Source organism: Saccharothrix luteola (assembly GCF_020859565.1).
GTDB classification, from domain to species: domain Bacteria; phylum Actinomycetota; class Actinomycetes; order Mycobacteriales; family Pseudonocardiaceae; genus Actinosynnema; species Actinosynnema luteola.
Map to the genome: position 1 here is coordinate 1 of NZ_JAJHUO010000025.1, position 24,916 is coordinate 24,916.

The window sequence follows — 24,916 nt, forward strand, 5'->3', positions numbered from 1 at the left end:
CCGTACGCGGCCACCATCATGTACCGCTCTTGGGCGGGGCTGCCGGAGCCGCCGCGCTACGTCGTCGACCCGCCCGGGTGGCGTCAGCCGAGCTTGTAGACCGTCGCCCCGCCGATCGTCGTGGCCTCGTAGTTCGCCGCGACCCACTCGGTGATCTCGCTGTCGCCGCGCGGGCCGCCGCCCATGCCGCCGCCGGAGACGAAGTAGCCTATCCGGCCGTCCGCCACGTACTGCCGGAACTCCTCCAGCGTGGGCGCCGGGTCGCCACCGCTCCAACCGCCGATGCCGATCACGGCCTTGCCCGAGTCCAGCGACAGGTTCGCCGCGCCCTGCGCGCTCATCGTCGCCGCCGCCCACGTGCCGGTGGTGGCCTTCAGCAGGTCGGTCAGCTCGGCGGACGTCGCGCCCATCGGTCCGCCGCCCATGCCGCCGTCGCCCGCGTAGGACGGGGGACCGGACATCGGGATCGAGCCGCCGTGCGGTGTGGCGGCGGTGGCCACGCCGAAGGCCGCGGTGGAGAGCACCGAGGTGGCCAACGCGAGCGCGGCGACCCGGCGCACGCCCATCACGACCGCCGTGGCCACCAGCACGGTCAGCGCCGCCACGACCCAGCGCAGCGCGGGCAGCCACTCGCCGAACCGCTGGAGCAGCGCGAAGCCCCAGAACCCGGCGGCGGCGACCATCGTCGCCAGCGCGACGCGCACCGGCAGGTGCTCGCGGCCACGCCACATCTCCCGGCCGGCGATGGCGACGAGCGCGGCGACGCCCGGCGCGACGGCCACGGTGTAGTACGGGTGGGTGATGCCGCTCATGAAGCTGAACACGACCCCGTTGCCCAGCACCCACAGGCCCCACAGCACGAGTGCCGCGCGGGTGCGGTCGGTGCGCGGCAGCCGGCGGGTGAACCACAGCCCCGCGAGCATCCCGACGAGCGCGGCCGGGAGCAGCCACGAGATCTCCGCGCCCATGCTCGCGCCGAACAGCCGGCCGATGCCGGTCTCGCCGCCGAAGCCCAGGTTGGCGTTGCCGCCACCCGCGATGACACCGCCGCCGCCGCGTCCGCCGAAGATCCGGCCCAGGCCGTTGTAGCCCATGGCCAGCTCCCACAGCGAGTCGTTGTCCGACCCGCCGATGTAGGGGCGCGACTCGCGCGGCCACAGCTCGACCAGCGCGATGAACCACCCGGCGGACACGACCACGGCGAGGCCCGCGCCGAGCAGGTGCAGCAACCGCTTGGGCAGCGTGGTCGGCGCGGCGAGCAGGTAGGCGGCGGTGAACGCGGGCAGCACCAGCAACGCCTGCCCCATCTTGGCCAGGAACGCGAACCCGACCGCGACGCCCGCCAGCGCGAGCCACCGGCCGGAACCCTTCTCCAGCGCGCGCACGGTGCAGTACGCGGCGGCCACCATCAGCAGCACCAGCAGCGCGTCGGGCAGGTTGAACCGGAACATCAGCACGGCCACCGGCGTCACCGCGAGCGCCGCGCCCGCGATCAGCCCGGCCACCGCGCCGGACGTGCGCTTGACCGTGGCGTACAACAGCCACACGGCCAGCACGCCCTCGATGGCCTGCGGCGCCAGCACGGTCCAGCTGGAGAACCCGAAGGCGCGCGCGAACAACCCGCTCACCCACAGCGCGGCGGGCGGTTTGTCGACCGTGATCACGCCACCGGCGTCCAGGCCGCCGAACAGCCACGCGGTCCAGCTCTGCGCGCCGGCCTGGGTCGCGGCGGCGTAGTAGGAGTTGCCCCAACCGGACGCGGTGATGTTCCACAGGTACAGCACCGCCGTGCCGGCCAGCAGCACGACCAGCGCGGGCGTGGTCCAGTTCCGGCCCGGCGGCGGCGCCTTGGCGGTGGGTGCGGGCGCCGTCAGGGTTGCGGTGGTCATGGAAGGGTTCCCTAGGGTCGACGGTGTGGTCATGGAGCGGTCGTCACGGCGCGGCGCGGCCGGAAGACCCAGTTGCGCAGCAACAGGAAGCGCAGCACGGTGGCGAGGAGGTTGGCCCCGACGACCGCGACCAGCTCGGCCGGGCCGCCGGGCGCCGCGAACAGGTGCAGCAGGGCCAGCGAGCCGCTGGTCAGCGCGAGGCCGAGGCCGAACACGAGCAGCCCTTCGAACTGGTGGCGGCCCGCGCCGCGCCGGCCGCGCACGCCGAAGGTGAAGCGGCGGTTGGCCGCGGTGTTGGCGATGGCGGTGACCAGCAGCGCCACCAGGTTCGCGCCCTGCGCGCCGAGCCCGCCGCGCAGCGACACGAACAGCAGCAGGTAGGCCAGCGTGCTGATCACGCCGACCGCGGCGAAGCGGACCAGCTGCCGGAACAACCCGGCCGGCACGCCCGGCGTCCGAGGTTCCAACGGCTCCCTCCCCAGCTGCGCGCGGAGTTCGCCGATCGGGATCCGCCCGCTCACCAGGCCGCGGGCCACCCGGACGACGCCTTTGAGGTCGGCCACGGCGGTCGACACGATGTCCACCCGGCTGTCCGGGTCGTCCACCCAGTCCACCGGGACCTCGTGGATGCGCGCGCCGGCCCGTTCGGCGAGCACCAGCAGCTCGGTGTCGAAGAACCACCCGGTGTCCTCGACGTGCGGCAGCAGCCGCCGGGCGACGTCGGCCCGGATCGCCTTGAACCCGCACTGCGCGTCGGTGAACCGGGTGGCGAGCGTGCCGCGCAGGATCAGGTTGTAGCAGCGGGAGATGAACTCGCGCTTGGGCCCGCGCACCACCCGCGCGCCGCGGGCCAGCCGGCTGCCGATCGCCAGGTCCGAGTGCCCGGAGATCAACGACGCCACCAGCGGCGCGAGGGCGGCCAGGTCGGTGGACAGGTCCACGTCCATGTACGCCAGCACGGCGGCGTCCGACGCGGTCCAGACCGCTTTCAGCGCCCGGCCACGTCCCTTCTCGGCGAGGTGGACCGCGGCCACGCCGGGCAGCTCGCGGGCCAGCTCGTCGGCGACGGCGCGCGTGCCGTCCGTGCTCGCGTTGTTCGCGATGGTGATCCGGAACGTATAGGGGAACGTCTGCGTGAGGTCGGCGTGCAGCTTGCGCACGCAGGGCGCGAGGTCGCGCTGTTCGTTATGCACGGGCACCACCACGTCGAGCACGGTGGTCGTCGTGAGCGTGGTCATGAGCTCACCCTCGGGCGCTTGGCTGGGCGGCTCGTGTGTCATCGCTGTGCGCCGGCTGTGAGGTCGTAGACCTCGACGTCGTCGACGGTCGTCGCGGTGAACGTCTCCGCCACCCACTCGGCGATCCGCCGGGACGCGTCGCTGCCCGTCTCCGCGGGCATCAGGGCCCCGCCGAGGAAGTAGTGGACCTGTCCACTTCGGACCAACTCCTGGAACTCCTCCAGGGTCGGCGCGGGATCGGTGCCGTTGAACCCGCCGACGGCCATCACCGGAGCGCCGCTGTCGAGCTGGTAGCCGGCCGCGTTGTTGGAGCCGACGGCCGCCGCCGCCCAGGTGAAGCCCTCGCTGTCGCGCAGCAGCGCCACCAGCTCCTCGCCCGGTTCCGGCGCGCTGAGCAGACCGCCCATCCGCGCGCCGCCGACGTTGTTCACAGTGCCGCCGGGCCCCATGAGCACGAGCCCGCCAGGGCGGTTCGACAGCGCCGGACCGGCGCTGGGGATCGCGCCGGAGTGCGGTGTCGCCGCCGTGGCCACGGAGTAGGCCCCCGGCCCGAGCAGCGCGGCGACGACCGCGACCGGCACGACCACCGCGGCGGGCGCGGAGGCGGCGAGGAACAGCCCGACCGCCGCGATGAGGCCGAGGACCAGCACGACGGCCGCCAGCGGGGCGGACCAGTCCAGCAGCAGCAGGTAGCACTGGAGCGCGGTCACGGCCAGCGCGCCGGACAGCGCCGCCGCCGCGACGGGCTCCTGCCTCTTGCGCCACAACGCGACCGCGCCGATCCCGATCAGCGCGCCGATCGCGGGCGCCAGCGCGACCGTGTAGTAGGCGTGGATGATGCCGTTCATGAAGCTGAACACCACGGCGGTGACCACCAGCCAACCGCCCCACAGCGCGAGCCCGACCCGCTCCGCCGCGCGGCCGGCCCACCACCCGGCGACCAGCAGCACCAGCGCGGTCGGCAGCAGCCAGGCGATCTGACCGCCCATCTCGTCGCCGAGCAGCCTGGCCCACCCGCCCGAGCCCCGACCGCCGCCGCCGACGCTGCCGATCTCCTCACCGGTCAACCGGCCGAGACCGTTGTACCCCAGTGCCAGCTCCAGCACGCTGTCCGCCTGCGAACCGCCGATGTAGGGCCGCGACCCGGCGGGCGTCAGCTCCACGGCCAGCACCCACCAGCCACCGGCGACGACCACCGCGCCCAACGCCGCGCCGAGGTGCCGCACCTTGCGCGGCAGCGGGGCCGGCGCGAACGCCAGGTACACCAGGCCGAACGCGGGCAGCACCAGGAACGCCTGGAGCATCTTCGCCAGGAACGCGAACCCCACCGCCACGCCGGCCAGGACCAGCCAGCGCACGGAGGCCTTCTCGGTGGCGCGGACCGTGGCGTAAGCGCCCGCCACGAGCAGCAGCAGCATCAAGGCGTCGGGGTTGTTGAACCGGAACATCAGCACCGCCACCGGCGTCAGCGCCAGCACCGCGCCCGCGATGAGCCCGGCCGCCTCACCGGCCGCGCGGCGCACCGCGGCGTGCAGCAGCCACACGCTCGCCACGCCCATCAACGCCTGCGGCACCAGGATGCTCCAGGCGTTGACGCCGAACAGCCGGGCCGACAGACCCATGACCCAGGTCGCCGCGGGTGTCTTGTCGACGGTGATCGCGCCGGCCGGGTCGGTCGCGCCGAAGAACCACGCGTGCCAGCTCTCGGCGCCGGCCTGGGCGGCGGCGGAGTAGTAGGCGTTGGCCCACCCCGAGTCGCCCAACCGCCACAGGTACAGCACCGCCGTCCCGGCCAACAACAGCAACAGGGGAAGTCGCGCTCGCATGGGGTCGAGCCTGTCGGCGAACCCTGGGCGGTCCTTGTGCCCCGGCTGTGAGCGGGCTGTGCGCGATCACCCCGCGGATCACCCTGCGGTCAGCGCGGCAGGTGCACGGTGAACGTGGTCCGGCCGGGCGCGCTCGCCAGCCGCACGGACCCGTTGTGGGAGGCCACCACGGCGGCCACGATCGACAGGCCGAGCCCGGTGCTGCCCGCCGCCCGCGACCGCGAGGTGTCGCCCCGGCTGAACCGCTCGAACACCTCGCCCTGCAACCCGGCCGGGATGCCGGGGCCGTCGTCGCTCACCGACACCCGCACCCCGCCCTCCACAGTGGACAGCGTCGTGGTGACCGTGGTGCCGGGCGGCGTGTGCGTGCGGGCGTTGGACAGCAGGTTCGCCAGCACCTGGTGCAGCTTGTGCGCGTCACCGGTCACCTCGACGGCGTAGGGCGGCAGCTCCATCCGCCACTCGTGGTCCGGCCCGGCGATGCGGGCGTCGCTGACCGTGTCGACCACCAACCGGGAGAGGTCCACGGGATCGCGGGCCAGCGGACGCCCGGCGTCCAGCCGCGCCAGCAGGAGCAGGTCCTCGACCAGCGACGTCATCCGCACCGCCTCGGACTCCACCCGTCGCATCGCGTGCGCGATCTGCTCGGGCACCTCGTCGGACGTGCGGCGGGTCAGCTCGGCGTACCCGCGGATGGCGGCCAGGGGCGTGCGCAGCTCGTGGCTCGCGTCCGCGACGAACTGCCGGACCCTGGTCTCGTTGGCGTGCCGGGCCTCCAACGCGCTGCCGACGTGCCCGAGCATCCGGTTGAGCGCCAGGCCGACCTGGCCGACCTCGGTGCCCGGGTCGGCGTACTCGTCGGGCACCCGTTCGGCCAGCGCCACCTCGCCCTCGTGCAGCGGCAGCTCGGCCACCCGGCTCGCGGTCGCGGCCACCCGTTCCAGCGGGCGCAGCGTGCGGCGCACGATCAGCGCGCCGGCCAGGCTCACCGCGACCAGCCCGGCCAGCGCCACCCCGCCGACGATCCACCCCATCCGCGACACCGTGCTGTCGACGTCGGCCATCGGCAGGCCGGTGATCACCTTGGTCCCGAACGGCGTGGTGAACGCCATGACCCGGTGGTCGCCGAGCTCGTCGCCCAGCCACACCGTGCGCGGCCTGCCGTCCGCGGGGACGGCCTCGGCCCGCTCGGTGACCTCGGCCGACAGCCGGGCCCGGTCACCGCTGCCCCTGGTCAGCCGCTCCGCGTTGGTGCCGCCGTCGTCGTGCTTGATCAACATCAGGGTGCCGGGCGGGAACCCGGGCCCGTCCAGCGGGTTGGGGAAGCCGCTGGGCACCGGCGGACCGTCGGGCCGCGCCTTCGCCGCCGCCTCGCGCAACTGGCCGTCCAACTGGGCGATCAGGGAGTCCCGCAGCGCGAACCCGGTCGCCACGCCGATGATCCCGCACACGACCGCCAGCAGCACCACCTGGGCCGCCACCAGCTTCGTCCGCAGCGGCCAGCCCGCCGTCCGCGACGGGCGCTCAGGACGAGGGCTTGAGGACATAGCCCGCGCCCCGCATCGTGTGGATCATGGGCGTCCTGCCCGCGTCGATCTTCTTGCGCAGGTAGGAGATGTACAGCTCGACGATGTTGGCCTGCCCGCCGAAGTCGTAGCTCCACACCCGGTCCAGGATCTGCGCCTTCGACAGCACCCGCCTGGGGTTGCGCATCAGGTACCGCAGCAGCTCGAACTCGGTGGCGGTGAGGTCGATCGCGACGCCGCCGCGGCGCACCTCGCGCGTCTCCTCGTCCAGCACCAGGTCGCCGACCACGAGCTCGGTGCCCGCGCCGGCCTCGGTGACGCCGGTGCGGCGCAGCAGGCCGCGCAGCCGCAGCACGACCTCCTCCAGGCTGAACGGCTTGGTCACGTAGTCGTCGCCGCCCGCGGTGAGCCCGGCGATCCGGTCCTCCACCGCGTCCTTGGCGGTGAGGAACAGCACCGGCAGCCCGGGCAGGTCCGCGCGCAGCCTGCGCAGCACCTCCAGCCCGTCGAAGTCGGGCAGCATCACGTCCAGCACCACCACGTCGGGCCGGAAGTCGCGCGCGATCCGCACGGCGGACGTGCCGTCCAGCGCGGTGCGGACCTCCCAGCGCTCCATCCGCAACGCCATGGACATCAGCTCGGCCAACGTGGACTCGTCGTCCACCACAAGGACCCGCACCGGACTCCCGTCCGGGCGGCGGAGCTCAGGGGACGTCCCCGAAGCGGACACCGGTCGCATGCTCCGATCCTGGACCCGGCGGTTGAGCCGGACCTGTGCCGATCCTGTGTACCACCTGTGAAGCCACCCGACCGGTCGTGGCGCACGCACAGGCAGCGCCCAACGGCCGCACAGCCGGCTCACAGGCTCGCCCGGGACCGTGGTCGCCATGACTACCGAAACCGAGCAGCACCCGACCTGGGGTGAAGAGCCGCCGCCGCAGGCCGCCGCTGCGGGAACCGGCTGGAACGGCCGCAAGAGCCTCGCCGCCGTCGCGATCGCCCTCGGCATCGCCGCCGTCGGCGGTGGTGTCATCTACGCCGCGAGCAACTCCGACGCGGCCAAGGGCATGGGCGGGCCCGGCGGGTACGGCCGGGCCAACGGCGGCCTGGTGGTGATGGGCGGCCCGTTCGGCGACACCCAGCACGGCGAGTTCCAGAACGGCGAGGTCACCGAGGTCAGCGATTCGTCCATCACGGTGAAGAGCGGCGACGGGTTCAGCGCGACCTACCTGGTCGACGACGACACGCAGGTCAACGGCGGTCAGGGCGCGCTCGACGACATCGCCGCGGGCGACGTCGTGACCGTGATCGCGGGCGGGTCCGCGGAGTCCGCCGACGGCAAGGCCACCGCGGACAGCATCATGGAGGGCAACATGATGCGCGGCGGGCCGCAGCAGAAGCAGGGCAACGGCCAGCCGCCCGCCAGGCAGGGCGGCCCGACCGACCAGCAGGGGACCCCGCCGACCCGGTAGAACTACCGCATGACCCGACTGGCGCTCTCGGCACTGCTGGCAACCCTGGTCCTGTTCGGGGCGTCGCCCCACGCGCACGCCCACACCGAGCTGGTCTCGAGCGACCCGGCGAGCGGCGCGTCGCTGGCGCAGCGGCCCACGCTGCTCACGCTGACGTTCACCGAGCCGGTGCCCGCCGAGAGCGCCGAGGTCACCGTCCTGGCCGCCGACGGCAGCGCCTGGCCGACGGGCCAGGTCACCGCCGACGGCGTGAAGCTGACCGTGCCCCTGCTGGAGTCCTCGTCGCCCGCCGGGCAGCACACGGTGTCGTGGCGGGTCGAGTCGCTGGACGGCGACTTCGTCGACGGCACGTTCGCCTTCACGGTGACCGCGCCGCCGGCGGCGCAGCAGCCGCCGGCCGCCACGACGCCCGCCGCGCCACCCGCCGTGACGTCGGCGGGCGAGGCTCCCACCACCTCGTCGACCGCCGCCGCCACCGGCTCGGTGGCCACGCTCACCCAGTCGACCACCCCGGCCGCCACCTCCGGCCCGGACGACGACGGCGGCGGCGTGCCGCTGTGGGTGTGGATCCTGATCGCGGCGGTGCTGTCGGTGGTCGGCATCGTGGTCGGCGTCGCCCTGAACCGGCGGGCGAAGGGCGACGACGCCGGGAAGCCGGCCGAGTAGTCAACGGTCAATGGCTACGGTCGCCCCATGACCGGATCTCCCCTGCACCGCCGCGGCTTGCTCGCGGGCGGCGCCGCGGCCGTGCTCGCCGCGGCCGGGTTCCGCACGGCGGCACACGCCGCACCGGACGACCGGGCTGGCGGGCGACGGTTCACCCTCACCGTCCTCGGCACCACGGACCTGCACGGCAACGTCTTCAACTGGGACTACTTCGCCGACCGCGAGTTCGACGACAGCGGGCACAACGACGTGGGCCTGGCGAAGCTGTCCACGCTGGTCAAGGCCGTCCGGGAGGAACGCGGCGCGCACCGCACCCTGCTGGTCGACGCGGGCGACACCATCCAGGGCACGCCGCTGGCCTACTACTACGCCAAGGTCGAGCCCATCGGCCGTCGCCGCGTGCACCCGATGGCCGCCGCGATGAACGAGCTCGGCTACGACGCCGCCGCGCTCGGCAACCACGAGTTCAACTACGGCATCCCCCTGCTGCGGGCGTTCGAGAAGCAGCTCGACTTCCCGCTGCTGGCCGCCAACGCCATCGACTCGGCCACCGGCGAGCCCGCGTTCCGCCCGTACGTGGTCAAGACCGTGTGGCGGACCGGCGCGGCGCCGCTGCGGGTCGGCATCCTCGGCCTGACCAACCCCGGCATCGCGATCTGGGACAAGGCGCACGTGGACGGGAAGATGACCTTCCCCGGCGTGCTGGAGCAGGCCCGCGAGTGGGTGCCGAAGGTGCGCGCGGCGGGCGCGGACCTCGTGGTGGTCGCCGCGCACTCCGGCGCGGACCTGTCGTCGTCGCTCGGCGACCTGCTGCCCTTCCCGGAGAACTGCTCCGCCCTGGTCGCGGAGGAGGTGCCGGGCATCGACGCGATCCTCGTCGGCCACGCTCACACCGAGATCGCGCAGCGGTTCGTCACGAACAAGGCCACCGGGAAGCAGGTGCTGCTGACCGAGCCGCTGTTCTGGGGCAAGCGGTTGAGCCTGATGGAGTTCGACCTGGCGTGGTCGCCGGGGCGGGGCTGGCGGACGGAGGCGTCCCGCTCGCAGGTGCTCAACACCAACACCGTGCCCGAGGACCCGGCGATCGTGCGCCGGCTGCGCGACGACCACGACAAGGTGGTCGCCTACGTCAACTCCAAGATCGGCACGTCGAGGTCGGCGATGTCCGCCGCGACCGCGCGGTACGAGGACACCGCCGCGCTCGACTTCGTCAACCTCGTGCAGGGCGTGGCGTTGAAGGCGTCGCTGACCGAGGCGCTGCCGGTGCTGTCGCTGGCCTCGCCGTTCAACAAGGCGGCGGCGATCCCGGCCGGCGACGTGTCGGTGCGCGACGTGGCCGGGCTCTACGTCTTCGACAACACGCTGTTCGGCGTGCGGCTCACCGGCGCGCAGCTCAAGGACTACCTGGAGCGGTCGGCGAGCTACTTCAAGGCGGTGGGCACGCCCGGGCCGCACCAGCCGGACGCGCTGACCAACGCGGGCGGCACGCCGGACTACCTCTACGACGTGGCGGCCGGCCTCGACGCGCCGCTGACCTACGACATCGACCTGGCGCGGCCGGTCGGGCAGCGGATCACCGGGCTGGCCTACGCGGGCGTCGCGGTGACGGCCGAGCAGGCGTTCGCGGTGGCGGTGAACAACTACCGGCAGTCCGGCGGCGGCAACTTCCCGCACATCGCGACCGCGCCGGTGCTGCACAACCGGCAGCTGGAGATCCGGCAGCTGATCATCGACTGGGTGCGCGAGCGCGGCGAGATCGACCCGGCCGCGTTCCACCGGGTCGACTGGCGGCTGGTCGTCGACGGCACGCCGGTGGTGGTCGGGTGACCGCGCCGGGTGGCCGCGGCCGCGCGGACGGCGGCGGATGAGCGAGGGGCGACCGGTGCCACCGCACCTGCCGGACATCGTCGGGCCGGGGTTGGACGTGCTGTTCTGCGGCATCAACCCCGGCCTGCTGTCGGCGGCCAAGGGGCAGCACTTCGCCCGGCCGGGCAACCGGTTCTGGCCCGCGCTGCACCTGTCCGGGTTCACGCCCCGCCTGCTGGCGCCCGCCGAGCAGGACGAGCTGCCGCGGTACGGGTTGGGCATCACGAACCTGGTCGCCCGGCCGACGGCGCGGGCCGACGAGCTGACGGCCGAGGAGCTGCGGGCGGGCGGTGTGCGGCTGACGTCGTTGGCGCGGCGGCACCGGCCGAAGGTGGTGGCGGTCGTCGGCGTGACGGCGTACCGGGCGGCGTTCGGGCGCAAGGGGGCGGCGATCGGCCCGCAGGAGGAGACGATCGCGTCGTCGCGGCTGTGGGTGCTGCCGAACCCCAGCGGGCTCAACGCGCACTACCAGCTGCCCGCGCTGGCCGAGGTCTTCGGCCGGTTGCGGCTAGAGGTTGCGCAGGCCGACTAGCACCCGTTCCAGCAGCGTGAAGTCGGCGCCGGTGGCCGCGGCGGCGTTGTCGTGCATGGCGACCACGCCCATCGAGATGAGGTCGCCGAGCAGCACCCGCGCCACCCCGAGCGGCACGGCCAGCAGCGCGGAGACCTCGGCGACCGACCTGGGGTAGTTGGCGCACAGCTCGACGATCGACCGCTGCTCCGCGGTGCTCTCCCGCATGGCGATCGCGATGCCGTCCCGCTCCAGCGAGACCAGCGTCTCCAGCCTGAGGTCGTAGTCGGACGCCGTGCGGCCACCCGTCCAGGCGTAGGGGCGGACCAGGGGACCGGAGAACTCCTCGACGGCGGGTTCCGGCTCGCGGTCGGGCCAGGGCTGGTGGTCGGGCCAGGGCTGGTGGTCGGGCCGGGGCTCGGGCGGCCGGGCGGTCGGCTCGACGTAGTCGTACGGGGCGTCGAACGGCGCGGTCTGCTCGAGGGGGTCGTCCGGCTGCTCGTCCAGGCTGCGCCGGAGCGCGGCCGAGCCGAACCGCGCGCCCGTGGCGCCGACCTCGCCCCGTAACGACCTCCGCCGGCGAGGCGGCTTGGGCTGTTCCGTAGGCTCTTCGTCGAGACTGCGCTGCAACGCGGGGGAGCCGAACCGGGCGCCGGTCGTGCCGACGTTCCCGCGCAGGGACCGGCGGCGTCTGCGCTCGCCGCCGGTCGGCTCCGGGTCAGAGCTGCCTGTGCTCACATTCCGGGAACCGTAGACCGAACCGCGTTCGGATGATGTCGGGCGTGTTTCGACTCCGTGCAAACCTTGTTAACCGCGGCACGTGCGGACGCCCGTGCACGCTGGAGGATGATGGGACGATGCGCATCCGCGAGGTCGAGATCTCCGACGACATGATCAGGTTGGGACAGTTCCTCAAGCTGGCAGGCTTGGCGGACAACGGCGCGCACGCCCGTGACCTGGTCGAATCCGAGGAGGTCACGGTGAACGGCCGCCTGGAGACCCGCCGTGGCGCCCAGCTGCACCACGGCGACGTGATCGCCGTGGGCGGGGAGAAGGCCCGCCTGGTTACCGATCGCTAGCGTTCCGCCGGTTGTCCGCAGTTCTGCGTTGTGCGCGGGGTGCGGACCGACTGGAGTCGTGGGCTTGGAGTCGCGATGAGCCAAACCGGTGAGGCGCACGGCGGTTCGACCTTCTACCAGGCCGGCCGCGACGTCACCGTGCGCGCCGCCCCGGTCGTGCCGGTGATGGAGTCCCTGGTCGCCGGGTCGTGGGTTCGGCGCGTGCCCCTCGTGCCCGGGTCGTTCGTCGGCCGGACGGGGGAGCTCGCCCGGTTGGCCGCGGCGGTCGCCCCGGGTGGGCGGGCGGTCGTGGTGGCCGTGCACGGGCTGGGCGGAGTCGGCAAGAGCACCCTGGCGGCCCGGTTCGCCTCGCACGCCGAGCGGTTCGCCCCGGTCTGGTGGATCACCGCCGACTCACCCGCCGCCCTGGACACCGGGCTGGCGGACCTGGCCGTCGCCCTCGCACCCGGGACCGCCGAGCTGACCCTGGAGCAACGGGTCGAGCTGGCCGTGCGCTGGCTGGCCTCGCACGACGGCTGGCTGCTCGTCCTGGACAACGTGACGGGTCCGGCGGACGCCGCGGCCTTGCTGGAGCGCGTGCGCACCGGCACGGTGTTGATCACGTCCCGCCACGCGGGAGGCTGGACCGCGGCCTCCACGGTGGCGGTGGACGTCCTGCCGCCCGCCGAGGCGACGCAACTGCTGACCCGGCTCGTGCGGGACCGGTGGCCCGACGCCGACCTGGCCGACGCCTCGCGGCTGTGCGAAGAGCTCGGCCGGCTGCCCCTGGCCATCGAACAGGCAGGCGCCTACCTGTCCCAGACCCGCATCACCCCGACCGCCTTCCTGGACCTGCTCCGCCGCTACCCGGCCCGGATGTTCACCGCGACCGCCGAGGGCGGCGACGCCCAGCGCACCGCGGCCCGCGTCTGGCACGTCACCCTCGACCGCCTCGCGGACACCCCGTCGGCGGGCGACCTGCTGCGCCGCCTGGCCTGGTACGCCCCCGATGACATCCCGCGCCACCTGCTCGGCGACGACCCCGACGTGGTGCATGCCCTGGGCAGGCTGGCCGCCTACAGCATGATCACGCTGACCGCCGACGCGATCAGCGTCCACCGGCTGGTCCAGGCCGTCACCCGCACGCCCGACCCCGACGACCCCCACCGCCGACCCGACGACATCACCGCCGCCCGCGACGCCACCGCCGACGTCTTCGCCGGAGCCCTGGGGGGAACCGAACCCGACCTGCCCGCGGACTGGCCCGCCTTCCGGATGGTGCTGTCCCACGCGCAGGCACTGCTCGACCACACCGACCTCGACACACCCGCGCTGTGCTTCCTCGCCAACCAGCTCGGCTGGTACTTGAAGGGGCAAGGCGACACGACCTCGGCCATCGCACTGCTGACCCGCGCCGTGCACGGCTGCGAGCACGTCCACGGCCCCGACCACACGGCAACCCTGATCACGCGGAACAACCTGGCCGGTGCCTACGACTCACTGGGTGACCTGGAGCGGTCGGTTGCGCTGTACGAGGCGACGTTGGCCGATCGGGAACGGCTGCTGGGCCCGGATCACCCGGACACCCTGCGATCGCGGAACAACCTGGCCTGCACCTACGAGTCCATGGGTGATCTGGAGCGGGCGATCCCGCTGTACGAGGCGACGTTGGCGGATCGGGAACGCGTGTTGGGCTTCGCTCATCCGGACACGCTGAGCTCGCGGAACAACCTCGGCTACGCCTACGAGTCGGCCGGTGACCTGGACCGGGCGCTGCCGCTGTACGAGTCGACGCTGGCGGATCAGTACCGGGTGCTGGGTCGCGATCACCCGGACACCTTGCGGTCGCGGAACAACCTCGCGCACGCCTCCTGGTCCGCCGGTGACCGGGATCGGGCGATCTCGCTCCAACAGGCGGCACTCGCCGATGCCGAGCGGGTGCTGGGGCCCGACCACCCGACGACCAGGACGATCCGCGCCAACCTCGAGGTCCTGGTCGAGGACCATCGCTGATCACAGCGGCGGGGAGCCCTGGCGGCGGTAGGCCCACTCCTCGTGCCAGCAGTGCGGGTAGACGCCCCGGCGGAAGTAGGCGGCGACGCCGTCGATCGGCGCGCTCGCCCGGTCGTGGTAGAGCAGCCAGTAGGGCAGGACGGTGGCGACGATCCAGTTCACCACGACCAGCGGCAGGTAGAACGGGCCGAACAGGCGCGCCTGGAACACGTGCACGGCCTCGTGGTCGTCCACGCCCATCGCGATGCCGGCCTGCACCGGGCCGACCGTGGTGGCGAAGCCCTTGATCACCCCGTCGCGCAGGCCGAGCGTGCCGCGGTGCCTGCTGAACGCCACGTCCACCCGGTTGCCGCGCGCCAGCGCGTACGCCAGGAACGCCGCCCCCGCGACCGTGTTCGGCAGGCTCCACGTGGCGTCCACCACAGCGAGCCCGGCACCGCGGGGACCGCGCGGGTACAGCCGGGTGCGCCACGCCCACGCGCAGTGGAACGCGCCCAGCAGCCCGCCGATCACCCACACGACGACCACCGGAGCATTGTCACCCGAAAAGTGGCCGTGGTCACTCTCGCACGACGGACTTCGGTAAATGTCGAACAGTTCCTGGCCCGAAGTGCCCGGTCCGTTGCGCCGAATAGCTGCTACCGCACTGTGAATGGGTGATCGCAGCCCGCCACGGTGCGGTCCCGGGGCAGGGTCTCAAGTCCGTATTCGGACGTATTCCGGCTCGGCTCGGACCCCGCGTGGAAACTCGCTGTAACGGAAGCCGTCCCAGATCCGATGGACGTGACCCGCGTGCGCGCGGAGCGGCCACCGGCCACTGTGGACCGAGGTGTCCCGGTGGTCGGGCAAGCCTTTTCCGCAGAACGGGTCGGTGACCCGAAGTCACTCGATGACCCTTCTGGGTGTGCGTCGACTGTCGCGCCGAGGAATGACCGTCCGGTCGACGCGCACCGTGTGTAACGCGCGCCGTCGGTGCGACGAATGACGGTTTGGCGAGGCGAGAAAAATCGCCGGCCGAACATTTGCCGTACACCACGCGGGTCCGTCGGGGATGCCCTGCGAACGTGCAACGTCCGAACCGGCCCACCCGGGGGGAGTACCACGATGAGCGAGCAGGTCCAGCCAACGCGACGCAGGCCGGTCGCGGGGCTCGGCACCGACCAGCGCGCCGAGCCCACCGCTCAGCGCACCACCAGCCCCACCGTCGGCAGTTGGGAACCCGCCTACCGCTACGGCGTCATCGCCGCCGACGTCCTCTGCACCGTCCTGGTCGTCGTGCTCGCGGGCTTCGCCCTGTCCGCCCGCCACGCCTCGGTCGGCCCGCTGTCCCTGTTAGGGCTGCAAGCGGTCACGGTCGCGGTGATCGTGGGATCGCTGTTCCTCAGCCGCGTCTGGAACCCGATGGTGCTCGGCCAGGGCGCGGAGGAGTTCCGCCGCCTCGGCCGCGGCCTGTTCGGGTCCGTCGTCGCGCTGGGCCTCGGCGCGCTCGCGGCCGGGCTGCCGGGCGCCCGCCTGTGGGTGTTCGTGGTCGGACCCGCCGTCGCGCTGGTCGCCTTCCCGGTCCGCTACCTGCTGCGCCGCCCGCTGCACCGCGCCCGGGGCGAGGGCCGCTGCCTGCTGCCGGTCCTCGCCGCGGGCAACATCGACACCGTCGCCGACCTGATCGGCCGCACCCGCCGCGCGCCCCACCTGGGTTGGCGCGTGGACGCCGTGTGCACGGTCGACGGCCGCGCCGAGATCGGCCTCGAGCTGGACGGCGTGCCGGTCGTCGGCCGGTTCGGCGACCTCGGCGAGCAGGTCCGCCGCGGCGGCTACCGGATCGTCGCGGTCACCGCCGACGCCTACTGGACGCCGCGCCGGCTCCAGCGGCTCGCCTGGGACCTGGAGGGCACCGGCACCGAGATGGTCGTCGCGCCCGCCCTGATGGACTTCGCCGGACCCCGGCTGCACGTCACCGGCGTGCTCGGGATGCCGCTGCTGAGGGTGAGCGAGCCGTCGTTCACCGGCTTCCGCCGCGTGGTCAAGACGGCCGTGGACAAGGTCGGCTCGCTGCTGCTGGTCGCCCTGCTGAGCCCCGTGCTGCTGGCGGTCGCGGTGGCGATCATGGTCGACACCAGGGGACCGGTGCTCTACCGGCAGCGCCGCGTCGGCAAGGACGGCGCGCCGTTCACCATCCTGAAGTTCCGCACCATGGTCACCAACGCCGACGCGCTGCGCGCCCAGCTCCAAGCGGTGAACGAGGGCGCGGGCGTGCTGTTCAAGATGCGCCGCGACCCCCGCGTGACCGCCGTCGGCCGGTTCCTGCGGCGCTACTCGCTCGACGAGCTGCCGCAGCTGTTCAACGTGTTCACCGGCGCCATGTCGCTGGTCGGCCCCCGGCCGCCGCTGCCGGAGGAGAGCGCGAAGTACGGCCCCGACATGCGCCGCAGGCTGCTGGTCAAGCCGGGCCTGACCGGGTTGTGGCAGGTCTCCGGGCGCAGCGACCTGTCGTGGGAGGAGTCCGTGCGGCTCGACCTCCGGTACGTGGAGGAGTGGTCGCTCGCACTGGACGCGTTGATCTTGTGGAAGACCTTCCGGGCCGTGTTCGGCGGCCAGGGGGCCTACTGAGATGAGGGACGAGATGGACCAGCCGATCGGCATCGCCGTCATCGGCGCCGGCTACTGGGGGCCGAACCTGGTGCGCAACGCACAGGCCACCCCCGGCCTGAAGCTGCGCTACCTGTGCGACCTGGACGTGGAACGGGCCCGGCGCGTGCTGGGCGACTACTCCACCGTCCGGGTGTCCGGCTCGCTGGACGACGTGCTCGCCGACCCGGCGGTCGACGCGGTCGCCATCGCCACCCCGGCCGCCACGCACCTGCCGGTCGCGCTGGCCGCGTTGCGCGCGGGCAAGCACGTGCTGGTGGAGAAGCCCCTGGCGGCGACCTACGCCGACGGCCTCGAACTCGTCCGCGAGGCCGAGGCCCGGGGCCTCACGCTGATGCTCGACCACACCTTCGTCTACACGCCGACCGTCCAGCACCTGCGGCAGCTCGTGCGCGGCGGGGAGATCGGCACGGTGCAGTACCTCGACTCGGTGCGGGTCAACCTGGGCCTGGTGCAGCCGGACGTGGACGTGTTCTGGGACCTCGCGCCGCACGACCTGTCGATCTTCGACGCGATCCTGCCCGACAGCGTGCGGGTGACGCGGGTCGCCGCGCACGGCTCGGACCCGATCGGCGCGGGCCGCGCGTGCGTCGGCCACCTCACGCTGGAGCTGTCCGACGGCGTGATGGCGCACGTGCACGTGAACTGGCTGTCCCCCAGCAAGATCCGCACCATGATCGTCGGCGGCTCCCGCCGCACGGTCGTGTGGGACGACGTGAACGCCGTGCAGCGCCTGTCGGTGCACGACCGCGGCGCCGACCGGATCGAGGACGACGAGGACCGCCGCCAGGCGATCATCTCCTACCGGCGCGGCGACACCGTGGCGCCCGCGCTGCCGGAGAAGGAGGCGTTGCGCGGGATGATGGCGGAGTTCGCCGCGTCGATCACCGAGAAGCGCCCGCCGCTCACCGACGGCTGGGCGGGCCTGCGCGTGCTGGCCACCCTCGAAGCCGCCTCCGCCAGCCTCGCCGCGGGCGGGGAGTTCGTCACCGTCGCGCGCGTCGACGAGCCGACCGCGCTCCAGCTCGTCACCGCGTGATCCAGCAGATGGAAGGAACAAGCACCATGTCGGACGCGGCTCAGCCGATCACCGGCCAACGGGCCCTCGTCACCGGAGGGGCGGGCACCATCGGCTCCGCGGTGGTGGACCAGTTGCTCGCCGCCGGCGCCGCCGAGGTGGTCGTGCTGGACAACTTCGTCCGCGGCCGCCGGGAGAACCTCGCCGACGCCGCCGCGCTCGCGGGCGACCGGCTCACCGTGGTCGAGGGCGACATCAACGACCGGGCGCTGCTGGCGGAGCTGAGCACGGGCACCGACCTGGTGTTCCACCTCGCCGCGATCCGGATCACCCAGTGCGCCGAGGAACCGCGGCTCGCGCTGGAGTGCCTGGTCGACGGCACCTTCACGGTGATCGAGGCGGCCGCCGCGGCGGGCGTGAAGAAGGTCATCGCCTCCTCGTCGGCGTCGGTCTACGGGCTGGCCGAGGAGTTCCCGACCACCGAGCGGCACCACCCGTACAACAACGACACGTTCTACGGCGCGGCCAAGGCGTTCAACGAGGGCATGCTGCGCAGCTTCCACGCCATGCACGGCCTGGACTACGTCGCGCTGCGCTACTTCAACGTCTACGGGCCGCGGATGGACGCGCACGGCAAGTACACCGAGGTGCTGATCCGCTGGATGGAGCGCATCGCCGACGGCAAGCCGCCGCTGATCTTCGGCGACGGCGCGCAGACCATGGACTTCGTGCACGTGCACGACATCGCCCGCGCGAACGTCCTGGCCGCGAAGGCCGCCGTCACCGACGAGGTCTACAACATCGCCAGCGCGCGGGAGACCAGCCTCAAGGACCTGGCCCACGCCCTGCTCGTCGCGATGGACTCCGACCTGCCGCTGGAGCACGGCCCGGAGCGCGCGGTCAACGGCGTCACGCGCCGGCTCGCCGACATCTCCGCCGCCGCGCGCGACCTCGACTGGAAGCCCGACATCGAGCTCGTGGACGGCCTGCGCGGGCTGGTCTCGTGGTGGCGGTCGGCGATGGCCGAGGTGTCGCCGTGATCCCGGTGATGAAGCCGTGGCTCGGCGCGGAGGAGGCCGAGGCCGCGTCCGCCGCCGTGCTGTCCGGCTGGGTCGCGCAGGGTCCGAAGGTCGCCGCGTTCGAGGACGCCTTCGCCCGCCGCGTCGCCGCCCTGCACGCCGTCGCCGTGTCGTCGTGCACGACCGCGTTGCACGTCGCGCTGCACCTGCTCGACGTGCGGCCGGGTGACGAGGTCGTGGTGCCGTCGCTGTCGTTCATCGCCACCGCCAACGCGGTCCGCTACTGCGGTGCCACGCCGGTGTTCGCCGACGTGGAGCCGGAGACCGGCAACCTGTCCGCGGCCACGGTGGAGGCGGTGCTCACCGAGCGCACGCGCGCGGTGATCCTGGTCCACCAGGCCGGTGTGCCCGCGGACGTCGACGCGATCCGCGCGCTGTGCGGACCGCGCGGCGTCACGGTGGTGGAAGACGCCGCCTGCGCCGCCGGCTCGACCTACCGGGGTGTGCCGGTCGGCGCGGACGCCGAGATGGCCGCGTGGTCGTTCCACCCGCGCAAGCTGATCACCACCGGTGAGGGCGGGATGCTCACCACGAACCACCCCGAGTGGGCGGCCCGTGCCAAGCGCTTGCGCGAGCACGGCATGAGCGTGAGCGCCGCCGAGCGGCACAGCGGTGGCGGCGCGGTCGTGGAGAGCTACCAGGAGACCGCGTTCAACTACCGGATGACCGACATCCAGGCCGCCGTCGGCCTGGTGCAGCTGTCCAAACTGGACGCGATCGTGCGTCGCCGGCGCGCGCTGGCGGCGCGCTACCACGAGCTGCTCGCCGACGTGCCGGGGCTGCGCGCGGTGCGCGACCCCGAGCACGGCACGACGAACTACCAGTCGTTCTGGGTCGTGCTGCCCGACGAGGTCGCGGTGTCGCGCAACGACGTCCTTGCCCGCCTGGCGGAGCGGGGCGTGTCGGCGCGGCGCGGGATCATGGCCGCGCACCTGGAACCGGCGTACGCGGGGCACCCGCACCTCGACCTCCCGGCGACGGAGGCGTTCACCACCAGGTCGTTGATCCTCCCGCTCTACCACGACCTCACGGAAGCGCAGCAGGACACCGTGGCGGAGGAGCTCAGGGCGGCGCTGCGGTTGCCGCTCGCCTCCCATTAGGGAGTGCGCCCGACACAGCGTGCGTTCGGCGGTACGGATCCTTCCGTTGTGGTGTAACGCGAAGCCGGCTTCCAGCGACGATCGGAGCAACGAGGCTCCGCTGGTCGAAGCAGTGCGCACGCGATCACCACCCGTCACGACAGCTTGTGTTCGAAAGGTGTAACCATGACCGCCGACCGGAAGCGGGCCAGACCCGTTCTCGCGGTGACCCTGCTGCGCTTGGCGGTGGTGGCCGCCCTCGTGGCGTCCACCATCGCGGTCGTCGGTCTGCTGCGCGCCCCCGAGGCCACCGCCGCTCCGTGCGACGCGCCCGTGGTCAACAAGGTGGCGTGCGAGAACACCAAGCCGGGCACGCCGGACTGGCAGGTGTCCTACCGGGACGACGGCATCCTCGGCTTCACCACCGACATCAGCGCCACCCCCGGCGGCCGGGTCGACTTCAAGATGCTCACCAGCGCGTCCTCCTACTACATCGACATCTACCGGCTCGGCTACTACGGCGGCGTCGGCGCGCGGTTCCAGGAGCGGATCACCCGCAACGGCGCGCAGAACCAGGACCCGTGCATGCGGGGCACGGACGGCAGCGCGTTGATCGACTGCGGCAACTGGCAGGTGTCGCTGAGCTGGAACGTGCCGCCCACCGCGGTCTCGGGCCTCTACTACGCGCGTACCCACCGCAACGACAACGGCGCGGAGAACGAGATCGTGTTCGTCGTCCGCGACGACACCAGCACCTCCAAGGTCCTGTTCCAGACCTCGGACTCGACCTGGGTGGCCTACAACCGCTACGGCGGCAACAGCCTGTACTTCGGCGACGGCCCCGGCCAGGGCGGGCAGGCGTACAAGGTCAGCTACAACCGGCCGTACACCGGCGGTGACGGCGACGACAACTTCATCTTCAACGCCGAGTACCCGATGCTGCGCTTCATGGAGGCCAACGGGTACGACGTCAGCTACACCACGGACGCCGATTCCGCCCGGCGTGGCCACCTGATCAAGAACCACCAGGTGTTCATGGCCGTCGGCCACGACGAGTACTGGTCCGAGGAACAGCGCGCCAACGTGGAGGCCGCCCGGGACGCGGGCGTGCACCTGGCGTTCCTCACCGGCAACGAGATCTTCTGGAAGCACCGGTGGGAGAAGAGCATCGACTCCTCCCAGACCGACTGGCGGACCATCGCCTGCTACAAGGAGACCAAGGGCACCCAGAACGACCACCTGAGCGACTGGACCGGCACCTGGCGAGACCCGCGCTACCCCGATCAGGACGGTGGCAATCCGGAGAACGCGCTGCTCGGCAACATCTTCACGGTCAACGGCCGCCGCGAGGACTCGCTCCAGGTACCCGCCGCCTACGGCAAGATGCGGCTGTGGCGGCACACGGACCTCCAGAGCATGGCCGCCGACACCACGTACACGTTCCAGCCCGGCACGCTGGGATACGAGTGGAACTCGGTGGAGGACAACGGCTTCCAGCCGCCGGGCGTGGCCCAGCTGTCCCGCACCACCGTGAACATGCCGGACGGCCCGTACGTGCTGCAGAACCACGGCGACCTCTACACCCCGGACACCAAGACCCACGCCATCACCTACTACCGGCACTCGAGCGGGTCGCTGGTGTTCGGCGCGGGCACGGTCCAGTGGGCGTGGGGCGTGGACGACGAGCACGCGTTCCTCACCAACACGCCGACCTCCGACGTGCGGATGAAGCAGGCCACGGTCAACTTCCTCGCCGACATGGGCGTGCAGCCGACAACGTTGCAGCCTGGTCTCGAGCCGGCCACGAAGAGCACTGACACCCAAGCTCCGACGGTCGCGTTCACCAGCGTGCCACCCATCTCGAACGTGGGCACGGCGTACACGTTCTCCGGCACCGTGGTCGACATCGGCGGCCAGGTCGGCGGCGTCGAGGTGTCCACCGACGGCGGCGACCGCTGGCACCCGGCGGTGTGGCAGGCCGGTCAGGTGGCGTGGAGCTACACCTACACCCCGAGCAAGTCCGGTCCGGCGAGCCTGCGCGTGCGCGCCGTGGACGACTCGGCGAACCTGTCCACCCCGGTGGTGTCCACGCCGGGGGTGAACCCGCGCACCTGCCCGTGCGGCCTGTGGACCAACGCCGACGCGCCCGACGTGCCCGACAGCGGTGACGCGTCGCCGTTGGAGCTCGGCGTGAAGTGGCGCGCGAACAGCGACGGCTACGTGCGCGGCGTGCGGTTCTACAAGGGGCCGGGCAACACCGGCACGCACACCGGCACGTTGTGGGACAAGAACGGCACCCCGATCGCCACCGGCACGTTCACCGACGAGACCGCGAGCGGCTGGCAGACGCTGACCTTCGCGATGCCCGTGCCGGTGTCGGCGGGTGTCACCTACGTCGTGTCGTACTTCGCGCCCAACGGCCACTACTCCTACGACCTGGAGTACTTCTTCCAGCGGCCCCGCTACCTCGAACCGCTCACCGGCCCGAAGAACGGCGAGGACGGCCCGAACGGCCTGTTCCGGTTCGGCGGCCCCGGCTTCCCGACCCAGTCCCACTGGGGCAGCAACTACTGGGTGGACGTGGTGTGGGCGCCGGACCCCGGCCCCGACCAGCGCGCGCCGCTGCTCGCGTCCACCACGCCGGTCAGTGGCGAGGGCACGGTCGCGCTCACCCCCGCGATCTCCGCCACCTACGACGAGGCCGTGGCGCCCGGTTCCGCCCAGTTCACCCTGACCGGCCCGAACGGCGCGCTGTCCGGTTCGACGGCGCTGTCGAACGAGAACAAGACCGTCACGTTCACGCCGAGCCAGGCGTTGGCCCCGAACACGGGCTACACGGTGGCGCTGCGCGTGTCGGACGCGGCGGGCAACCAGACGCCGCAGTCGACGTGGTCCTTCACCACCGGCGCGACCCGGCCCGCGACGTGCCCCTGCACGATCTGGGACGACTTCGCCCGGCCCGCCGTGTACTCGGCGGGCGACACCGCGCCGATCGAGGTCGGCACCAAGGTCCGCTTCAACGGCAAGGGCGAGGTGCTGGGCGTCCGGTTCTTCAAGGGCCCCGGCAACACCGGCACGCACACCGGCTCGCTGTGGTCGTCCACCGGCCTGCTCCTGGCCACCGGGACGTTCACCAACGAGAGCGCGAGCGGCTGGCAGAAGCTGACGTTCGCCTCACCGGTCGTCGTGCAGGCGAACACCACCTACATCGTGTCGTACCACGCGCCCAACGGGCGCTACGCGGTCAGCCCCGGTGACTTCGCGGGCAAGGGCGCGAGCTACGCGGGACTGCGCGCCCTCGCCGACGGCGTCGACGGGCCGAACGGCGTGTACCGCTACGGCAGCGGCGGCTTCGCGCCGACCTCGACCTACAACGCGACCAACTACTGGGTCGACGTCGTCTACCGCAACGGCCTCAACGGCGACACCACACCGCCGGCGCTCACCGGCCGCACGCCGGCCCCGGACGCGACGGACGTGGTGGCCGGCAGCCCGGTGACGGTGACGTTCAGCGAGCCGGTCGACCCGGCCAGCGCGCAGATCTGGCTGACCGACCGGCGCGGCGCGCAGCTGACCGGCTCGGTGTCGCTGTCCGGCGACCAGCGGACCGTCACGTGGACGCCGTCGGGCAAGCTCATGCCGTTCACCCGGTACACCGCGAGCGTGCTGATCGCCGACGTCAACGGCAACCCGATGCCCGACCCGGTGACGTGGTCGTTCACCACCACCATGGTGGTGATCTGCCCGTGCACGCTGTTCAGCTCGGCGACCGTGCCCACGGTCACCTCGGCCGACGACGGCGGCCCGTACGAGCTGGGCGTGCGGTTCACCCCGACCGCGGGCGGCCGGATCACCGGCGTGAAGTTCTACAAGGGTGCGGCCAACACCGGCACGCACACCGGCACGTTGTGGTCGCCGAGCGGTCGACAACTGGCCACGGGCACGTTCACCGGGGAGACCGCCTCCGGCTGGCAGACGCTGACCTTCGCCACCCCGGTGTTCGTGTCCGCGGGCCAGACCTACACCGCCTCGTACACCACGACCACCGGCCACTACGCCGTCGACGCCGGGTACTTCGACGGCTACTCGGTGTCCAGCGGGCCGTTGAGCGCGCCGTCGGGCCTGGACGGCGGCAACGGCGTCTACCGCGCCGGCGCGGGCCACCCGACGAACTCGTACGCGGGCGGCAACTACTGGGTCGACGTCGTCTTCCTGCCCAACGACGACAACACCCCGCCGGTCGTCAACGGGCGCACGCCGCTCGACGGCGCGGGCGAGGTGGCCCGCACGTCGCCGCTCACCGCGGCGTTCGACGAGCCGGTGGACCTCAGCACGGCCCAGTTCGCGCTCGCCGACTCCGGCGGCGCGAAGATCGCGGGCACGTTGTCGCTGTCGGCCAACCAGCAGCAGGTGACCTGGACGCCGGCCGCGCCGCTGGGCGGCGGCATGACCTACACCGCGAGCCTGCGCATCGCCGACGTCTACGGCAACCTGATGACCTCGCCCACGACCTGGTCGTTCACCACGACCACGGCCGGGAACTGCCCGTGCTCGCTGTTCAGCGCGGCGACCGTGCCCACCGTGCCCGCGGCCGACGACACCGGCTCCTACGAGCTCGGCGTCCGGTTCGTGCCGTCGGTGAGCGGGTCGGTCACGGGTGTGAAGTTCTACAAGGGCGCGGGCAACACCGGCACGCACACCGGCACGCTGTGGGACGCGGCGGGCAACCCGCTGGTCACCGGCACGTTCGCCAACGAGACGGCCACCGGCTGGCAGTCGCTCACGTTCTCCTCTCCGGTGACCGTGATCGCCGGCACCACCTACGTGGCGTCCTACACCGCGCCGAACGGCCGGTACTCCGTGGACACCGGGTACTTCATGGGCAACGCCGTGACCAGCCCGCCGCTGAGCGCGCCGGCCACGGCCGAGGGCGTCCGCAACGGCGTCTACCGGGCCGGCCCCGGGTTCCCGGAGTCGTCCTACGCGGGCAGCAACTACTGGGTCGACGTCGTGTTCACCACCGGATGAG

The 24,916-nt window shown here is 72.6% G+C and carries 18 protein-coding genes; 11 read left to right on the plus strand and 7 right to left on the minus strand.

The features are described 5' to 3' along the window. Positions 1–83 precede the first annotated feature (83 nt). The 5 genes from LNK82_RS31400 to LNK82_RS31420 form a co-directional block, all read right to left on the minus strand. Positions 84–1,889: a glycosyltransferase family 39 protein gene (locus LNK82_RS31400; RefSeq protein WP_230570513.1), complete on the minus strand. Its 1,806-nt coding sequence runs from the start codon at positions 1,887–1,889 to the stop codon at positions 84–86. Positions 1,890–1,918: 29 nt separating this feature from the next. After that, positions 1,919–3,127: a bifunctional glycosyltransferase family 2/GtrA family protein gene (locus LNK82_RS31405; RefSeq protein ID WP_230570514.1), complete on the minus strand. Its 1,209-nt coding sequence runs from the start codon at positions 3,125–3,127 to the stop codon at positions 1,919–1,921. A gap of 38 nt (positions 3,128–3,165) precedes the next feature. Beyond that, the gene (locus LNK82_RS31410) at positions 3,166–4,953 is read right to left on the minus strand and encodes an ArnT family glycosyltransferase (RefSeq protein ID WP_230570515.1); all 1,788 of its coding nucleotides are present in this window, start codon (positions 4,951–4,953) and stop codon (positions 3,166–3,168) included. Positions 4,954–5,042: 89 nt separating this feature from the next. Then, positions 5,043–6,500, minus strand: a complete 1,458-nt coding sequence (locus LNK82_RS31415) for a sensor histidine kinase (RefSeq protein WP_230570516.1) — start codon at positions 6,498–6,500, stop codon at positions 5,043–5,045. Beyond that, on the minus strand, positions 6,478–7,218 hold the full coding sequence (locus LNK82_RS31420; protein ID WP_230570517.1) for a response regulator transcription factor: 741 nt from the start codon (positions 7,216–7,218) through the stop codon (positions 6,478–6,480). The genes LNK82_RS31415 and LNK82_RS31420 overlap by 23 nt, the downstream gene beginning before the upstream one ends. Positions 7,219–7,366: 148 nt before the next feature. Between LNK82_RS31420 and LNK82_RS31425 the strand changes: the two genes are divergently transcribed. The 4 genes from LNK82_RS31425 to mug are packed head-to-tail and all read left to right on the plus strand — an operon-like array spanning position 7,367 to position 11,015. Further along, entirely contained in the window at positions 7,367–7,951 is a 585-nt protein-coding gene (locus tag LNK82_RS31425) for a hypothetical protein (protein WP_230570518.1), read from the plus strand. Between the two features lie 9 nt (positions 7,952–7,960). After that, complete coding sequence (locus LNK82_RS31430) at positions 7,961–8,617, plus strand: copper resistance CopC family protein (RefSeq protein ID WP_230570519.1); 657 nt, start codon at positions 7,961–7,963, stop codon at positions 8,615–8,617. A gap of 27 nt (positions 8,618–8,644) precedes the next feature. Then, positions 8,645–10,444, plus strand: a complete 1,800-nt coding sequence (locus tag LNK82_RS31435) for a bifunctional metallophosphatase/5'-nucleotidase (RefSeq protein WP_230570520.1) — start codon at positions 8,645–8,647, stop codon at positions 10,442–10,444. 37 nt (positions 10,445–10,481) lie between these two features. Then, on the plus strand, positions 10,482–11,015 hold the full coding sequence (gene mug, locus LNK82_RS31440) for a G/U mismatch-specific DNA glycosylase (RefSeq protein WP_230570521.1): 534 nt from the start codon (positions 10,482–10,484) through the stop codon (positions 11,013–11,015). Here mug and LNK82_RS31445 read toward each other — a convergent pair. Beyond that, positions 10,992–11,732 (minus strand): DUF742 domain-containing protein, encoded by a 741-nt coding sequence (locus LNK82_RS31445; protein WP_230570522.1) that lies wholly within the window; start codon positions 11,730–11,732, stop codon positions 10,992–10,994. The two genes, mug and LNK82_RS31445, sit on opposite strands and share 24 nt — an antisense overlap. 119 nt (positions 11,733–11,851) lie before the next feature. On the opposite strand from LNK82_RS31445, the gene LNK82_RS31450 reads away from it, so the two are divergent. Both LNK82_RS31450 and LNK82_RS31455 read left to right on the plus strand, forming a co-directional pair. Continuing rightward, positions 11,852–12,073, plus strand: a complete 222-nt coding sequence (locus LNK82_RS31450; RefSeq protein WP_230570523.1) for an RNA-binding S4 domain-containing protein — start codon at positions 11,852–11,854, stop codon at positions 12,071–12,073. Between the two features lie 75 nt (positions 12,074–12,148). After that, the gene (locus tag LNK82_RS31455; RefSeq protein WP_230570524.1) at positions 12,149–14,065 is read left to right on the plus strand and encodes a tetratricopeptide repeat protein; all 1,917 of its coding nucleotides are present in this window, start codon (positions 12,149–12,151) and stop codon (positions 14,063–14,065) included. On the opposite strand, the gene LNK82_RS31460 is transcribed toward LNK82_RS31455, so the two are convergent. After that, positions 14,066–14,593, minus strand: coding sequence for a hypothetical protein (locus tag LNK82_RS31460; protein WP_230570525.1), 528 nt, complete (start codon positions 14,591–14,593; stop codon positions 14,066–14,068). It lies immediately after the preceding gene. Positions 14,594–15,169: 576 nt separating this feature from the next. On the opposite strand from LNK82_RS31460, the gene LNK82_RS31465 reads away from it, so the two are divergent. The 5 genes from LNK82_RS31465 to LNK82_RS31485 all read left to right on the plus strand — a co-directional run bounded on the left by LNK82_RS31465 (position 15,170) and on the right by LNK82_RS31485 (position 24,915). After that, a complete protein-coding gene (locus tag LNK82_RS31465; RefSeq protein ID WP_230570526.1) occupies positions 15,170–16,672 on the plus strand; it encodes a sugar transferase in 1,503 nt (500 codons plus the stop codon). A 13-nt stretch (positions 16,673–16,685) separates the two neighbouring features. After that, positions 16,686–17,750 (plus strand): Gfo/Idh/MocA family protein, encoded by a 1,065-nt coding sequence (locus LNK82_RS31470; protein ID WP_230570527.1) that lies wholly within the window; start codon positions 16,686–16,688, stop codon positions 17,748–17,750. 26 nt (positions 17,751–17,776) lie between these two features. Beyond that, positions 17,777–18,769: an NAD-dependent epimerase/dehydratase family protein gene (locus LNK82_RS31475; RefSeq protein WP_230570528.1), complete on the plus strand. Its 993-nt coding sequence runs from the start codon at positions 17,777–17,779 to the stop codon at positions 18,767–18,769. Further along, complete coding sequence (locus LNK82_RS31480) at positions 18,766–19,908, plus strand: DegT/DnrJ/EryC1/StrS family aminotransferase (RefSeq protein ID WP_230570529.1); 1,143 nt, start codon at positions 18,766–18,768, stop codon at positions 19,906–19,908. The genes LNK82_RS31475 and LNK82_RS31480 overlap by 4 nt, the downstream gene beginning before the upstream one ends. Positions 19,909–20,073: 165 nt before the next feature. Beyond that, positions 20,074–24,915, plus strand: coding sequence for a DUF4082 domain-containing protein (locus tag LNK82_RS31485; protein ID WP_230570530.1), 4,842 nt, complete (start codon positions 20,074–20,076; stop codon positions 24,913–24,915). Position 24,916 lies beyond the last annotated feature (1 nt).

Coding starts and splice junctions, on each gene's coding strand:
- LNK82_RS31415 (WP_230570516.1), bottom strand. CDS start 6,500: ATGTCCTCAAGCCCTCGTCCTGAGCGCCCGTCGCGGACGGCGGGCTGG.
- LNK82_RS31405 (WP_230570514.1), bottom strand. CDS start 3,127: ATGACCACGCTCACGACGACCACCGTGCTCGACGTGGTGGTGCCCGTG.
- LNK82_RS31475 (WP_230570528.1), top strand. CDS start 17,777: ATGTCGGACGCGGCTCAGCCGATCACCGGCCAACGGGCCCTCGTCACC.
- LNK82_RS31485 (WP_230570530.1), top strand. CDS start 20,074: ATGACCGCCGACCGGAAGCGGGCCAGACCCGTTCTCGCGGTGACCCTG.
- LNK82_RS31455 (WP_230570524.1), top strand. CDS start 12,149: ATGAGCCAAACCGGTGAGGCGCACGGCGGTTCGACCTTCTACCAGGCC.
- LNK82_RS31435 (WP_230570520.1), top strand. CDS start 8,645: ATGACCGGATCTCCCCTGCACCGCCGCGGCTTGCTCGCGGGCGGCGCC.
- LNK82_RS31425 (WP_230570518.1), top strand. CDS start 7,367: ATGACTACCGAAACCGAGCAGCACCCGACCTGGGGTGAAGAGCCGCCG.
- LNK82_RS31450 (WP_230570523.1), top strand. CDS start 11,852: ATGCGCATCCGCGAGGTCGAGATCTCCGACGACATGATCAGGTTGGGA.
- LNK82_RS31430 (WP_230570519.1), top strand. CDS start 7,961: ATGACCCGACTGGCGCTCTCGGCACTGCTGGCAACCCTGGTCCTGTTC.
- LNK82_RS31420 (WP_230570517.1), bottom strand. CDS start 7,218: ATGCGACCGGTGTCCGCTTCGGGGACGTCCCCTGAGCTCCGCCGCCCG.
- LNK82_RS31400 (WP_230570513.1), bottom strand. CDS start 1,889: ATGACCACCGCAACCCTGACGGCGCCCGCACCCACCGCCAAGGCGCCG.
- LNK82_RS31470 (WP_230570527.1), top strand. CDS start 16,686: ATGGACCAGCCGATCGGCATCGCCGTCATCGGCGCCGGCTACTGGGGG.
- mug (WP_230570521.1), top strand. CDS start 10,482: ATGAGCGAGGGGCGACCGGTGCCACCGCACCTGCCGGACATCGTCGGG.
- LNK82_RS31410 (WP_230570515.1), bottom strand. CDS start 4,953: ATGCGAGCGCGACTTCCCCTGTTGCTGTTGTTGGCCGGGACGGCGGTG.
- LNK82_RS31465 (WP_230570526.1), top strand. CDS start 15,170: ATGAGCGAGCAGGTCCAGCCAACGCGACGCAGGCCGGTCGCGGGGCTC.